This is a genomic window from Streptococcus sp. 596553, from assembly GCF_900411395.1.
In the GTDB taxonomy this organism is placed as follows: domain Bacteria; phylum Bacillota; class Bacilli; order Lactobacillales; family Streptococcaceae; genus Streptococcus; species Streptococcus mitis_BA.
This window is the reverse complement of record NZ_OXCQ01000027.1, coordinates 1-3,245: the sequence shown is the minus strand read 5'-3', so window position 1 is coordinate 3,245 and position 3,245 is coordinate 1. Positions and strand designations below refer to the sequence as shown.

Genomic DNA, 3,245 nt, shown 5'->3' with positions numbered 1-3,245 from the left:
AAAGAAGAAACAGATAAAATCGTCTCGGAACTAACCGATGTTAAGAAACAGATTGAAGATGTCCAGACTACCGCTAAAGATAGCAATTCCAAAATCGATGAAGTACAAGAGAAGTTGAAAGTGCACGACGAGGCGCATCTAAATACCATGAAGTTGCGCCTTGACCGTGATATGCGACGGGCTATTCGTAGAGGGTTCACTTCAAAAGACGAATTTTCACTAGTGGAAAGTCTGCACAAAAGCTACAAGGCTTTAGGAGGTAATGGCTACATAGACCGCTTATTCAACGATTTTGAAAAATTGGAGATTAAGGAAGACATCTTAGTAGATGATTAGATAGAAAGAGGTGCAGAATGGTCTGTAATCTCAATATGACCAATTTGTTGCAGATTGACGGTGGGCATCTGATTAAGCAAGGGGACTTGGCTTCCACCTTTGGTTTTGCCCTCTTAGACGAAGACTACCAAGTCATCTCCTCTCTGGAAGGGGAGGAGGCGCTGATCAGTCTGACCAAGGAGGGCTACCAGTGGAAGAAGCAGGTAGCTGTTATCAGTCAAGGTGTGAGTTTTCATCTGGACGCTATCTTGCCGATTGGGAGTTATCGCTTGGAAATCACGGCTGGAGGCTATGTTTTTCCCAGTGATAAATCTGTCCATATCAAGATAGTCGCCTCAGATAAGGAATTGGTCACAGAAGAAGTCCATGCTTTAAAAGAGCTGGATATCGCAGAAGAAGTAAAAAAACAGCTTGCAGGTAGAACTGTAGGCGAGAACCCAGTAGGTCAGGAATTGCCAGACCTACTCTTTTATTACAATTTAGGAAAGGTGTAACACAAAATGGATACTACAAAATTAACAGCATTTGCGCAGGCAGTGGGGGAAGATAACAAAAAGGTAAACGAAGAGCTGAAAACGAAAGTCAGCACGTCTGCCATGAATCAGGCAATCGCCCAAGCTAAATCTGAAGTTAAGGCTGAAATCTTGGGTGAAGGTACCCCTGAGAATTTGGATACGCTGAAAGAAATCGCGGAAAAAATCACGAGCATGGGACAAGATGAAAATAGCGCACTTCTTGGCAAAGTAACTGAAGTCAGCGGACGTGTAGACCAGATTGCCAATGTTGATTTGGTCGCAACCTATAACGCAGCGAAAGCGTGAGTGCTATGAGTAACCTTGAAAATCTAGCAAGAGCAATCGGTGAGGATGTCAAGGCTATCAAAGAAGACTCAGAGCTAAAGGATAGGGAGGTTAAGAAAAGACTGGACACCCTTGAGAGTAGACCGAGAGTCCATCCAGAAACCCTCGTTACAAAAGCGGAGCTGGAAGAGAAAGGCTACTTGACCTCCCACCAAGACTTGTCTACTTACGCTCAAAAATGGGAGTTGTACAATGATATCCCCATCAAGGCTAGGATTTCCGCCTTAGAAAATCGCCCGTCATTTGACAATCTGACCTCCAGCCAGAGAGAAAGCTTAAAAGGGGATAATGGGCATAGTTTAAATGCCAGCGTTCGTATTGAGGGTTCTTATAAGAATGGCTCTACTAGCCAATTGAATCTGTTTGCGGATGTATTCTACGATGGCGAAGCAGTCACGAGTGGCTATACTCTTGATTACTACTACAGAGGTTTTGGGAATAATAGCTGGGGTGTTTTGAGAAATCAAACGCCTGATGCAAATGGTAAATTTGGTCAGTGGAACGCTTCTCAGCGCTCTGGTGGTTGGTTCGAAGTCCGTATTGAAGTGAATTACAGAGGATTGAGAGCCTCTGCTTTTACTCATTTGGATAATATCAACGATGGTGAACGAGGAGCAACGGGGGCGCCTGGTCAGAACATTGTCAATCAGAACGGTTCGCAGGCACTCAACTATTGGGCAGGAACACAAGCACAGTACGATGCCCTTCCAACCAAAGACCCTCACACGATTTACGATATTTTTAAGTAGGTGAAGCTATGAGAGATAGAGTAAGAATCATGTTAGGAAGTAGAGAGATTGTCAAACGCTATATTGGTGATAGGTTGGTGTGGGAGAGTGGACCGTCATTATTATTGGAAGTGTTAAACACAAGAATGTGGCAGTACTGGGGTGGGTACAATATTGATATTAAAGGTAATGATATTAAGGTTACTGATATACGATATGTACAACTCAATAATGGTAAATTAACAAGAATTAAGGCTGATATGTATAACCGAGGAGTCATATATCTAACTGGTACAAACTTAAGGGATTATATAGGTACCGTTAATGTTAAGTTTTATGGAGAATAGAAAGGAAAAACACATGACACAATTTAATGAAATCATCATTGCCTTTGCGACAGGCTTTTTAGCGGTAGTCGCAGGCAGCATGGTAAAAACAGTAAAAGATTATCTTTTGCGAAAAGGCGGAGAAAAAGCGGTTATTATCGCTGAAATCCTAGCCAAGAACGCAGTTAATGCCGTGGAGCAGGTAGCTCAAGAGACAGGCTTTAAAGGTGATAAAAAATTGGCACAGGCTCGTGCTAAAATCCGTGCAGAGCTGCTCAAATATAACATCAGCATGACCGACAAGGGCTTGGATACCTTTGTAGAGTCAGCCGTGAAGCAGATGAATGACGCTTGGAGGGAGTAAGGATGGATATCGATACAAGCAGACTACGTACAGGCTTGCCACAAGTCGGAGTGCAACCTTACCGACAAGTCCATGCCCACTCAACAGGAAACCGCAACTCAACTGCTCAAAATGAGGCGGACTACCACTACAGAAAGAACCCTGAACTTGGGTTCTTCTCTCACGTTGTCGGGAATGGTCGTGTCCTGCAGGTAGGCCCTGTAAATAACGGAGCGTGGGACGTTGGGGGCGGTTGGAATGCGGAAAGCTATGCAGCAGTTGAATTGATTGAAAGCCATTCAACTAAAGAAGAGTTCATGACAGACTATCGCCTTTATATCGAATTGCTACGCAATCTAGCAGATGAAGCAGGTTTGCCGAAAACACTTGATACAGACGACTTGGCAGGTATCAAAACGCATGAATACTGTACCAATAACCAACCTAACAACAACTCAGACCATGTTGACCCTTATCCATATCTTGCCAAATGGGGCATTAGCCGTGAACAGTTCAAGCAGGATATTGAAAACGGCTTGACAATTGAAGCAGGCTGGCAGAAGAATGATACAGGCTATTGGTACGTACACTCAGACGGCTCTTATCCAAAAGACAAGTTTGAGAAAATCAACGGAACCTGGTATTACTTCGA

General features: G+C 43.7%; 7 protein-coding genes. All 7 read left to right on the top strand.

Annotated elements, in window-relative coordinates; all coding sequences use genetic code 11:
- On the top strand, positions 1–336 hold a 336-nt coding region (locus DSY56_RS11590; protein WP_112445812.1), incomplete at its 5' end, for a hypothetical protein.
- Positions 337–353: 17 nt separating this feature from the next.
- On the top strand, positions 354–830 hold the full coding sequence (locus DSY56_RS11585; protein WP_112445810.1) for a hypothetical protein: 477 nt from the start codon (positions 354–356) through the stop codon (positions 828–830).
- A gap of 6 nt (positions 831–836) precedes the next feature.
- Positions 837–1,157: a hypothetical protein gene (locus DSY56_RS11580; protein WP_112445809.1), complete on the top strand. Its 321-nt coding sequence runs from the start codon at positions 837–839 to the stop codon at positions 1,155–1,157.
- A gap of 5 nt (positions 1,158–1,162) precedes the next feature.
- A complete protein-coding gene (locus DSY56_RS11575) occupies positions 1,163–1,945 on the top strand; it encodes a phage upper tail fiber protein (RefSeq protein WP_112445807.1) in 783 nt (260 codons plus the stop codon).
- A gap of 8 nt (positions 1,946–1,953) precedes the next feature.
- Complete coding sequence (locus DSY56_RS11570; protein WP_112445805.1) at positions 1,954–2,271, top strand: hypothetical protein; 318 nt, start codon at positions 1,954–1,956, stop codon at positions 2,269–2,271.
- A 13-nt stretch (positions 2,272–2,284) separates the two neighbouring features.
- Positions 2,285–2,614 (top strand): phage holin, encoded by a 330-nt coding sequence (locus DSY56_RS11565; RefSeq protein ID WP_112445803.1) that lies wholly within the window; start codon positions 2,285–2,287, stop codon positions 2,612–2,614.
- A 2-nt stretch (positions 2,615–2,616) separates the two neighbouring features.
- Positions 2,617–3,245 (top strand): N-acetylmuramoyl-L-alanine amidase (locus tag DSY56_RS11560; RefSeq protein WP_160109933.1); only part of this gene is annotated, 629 nt, incomplete at its 3' end.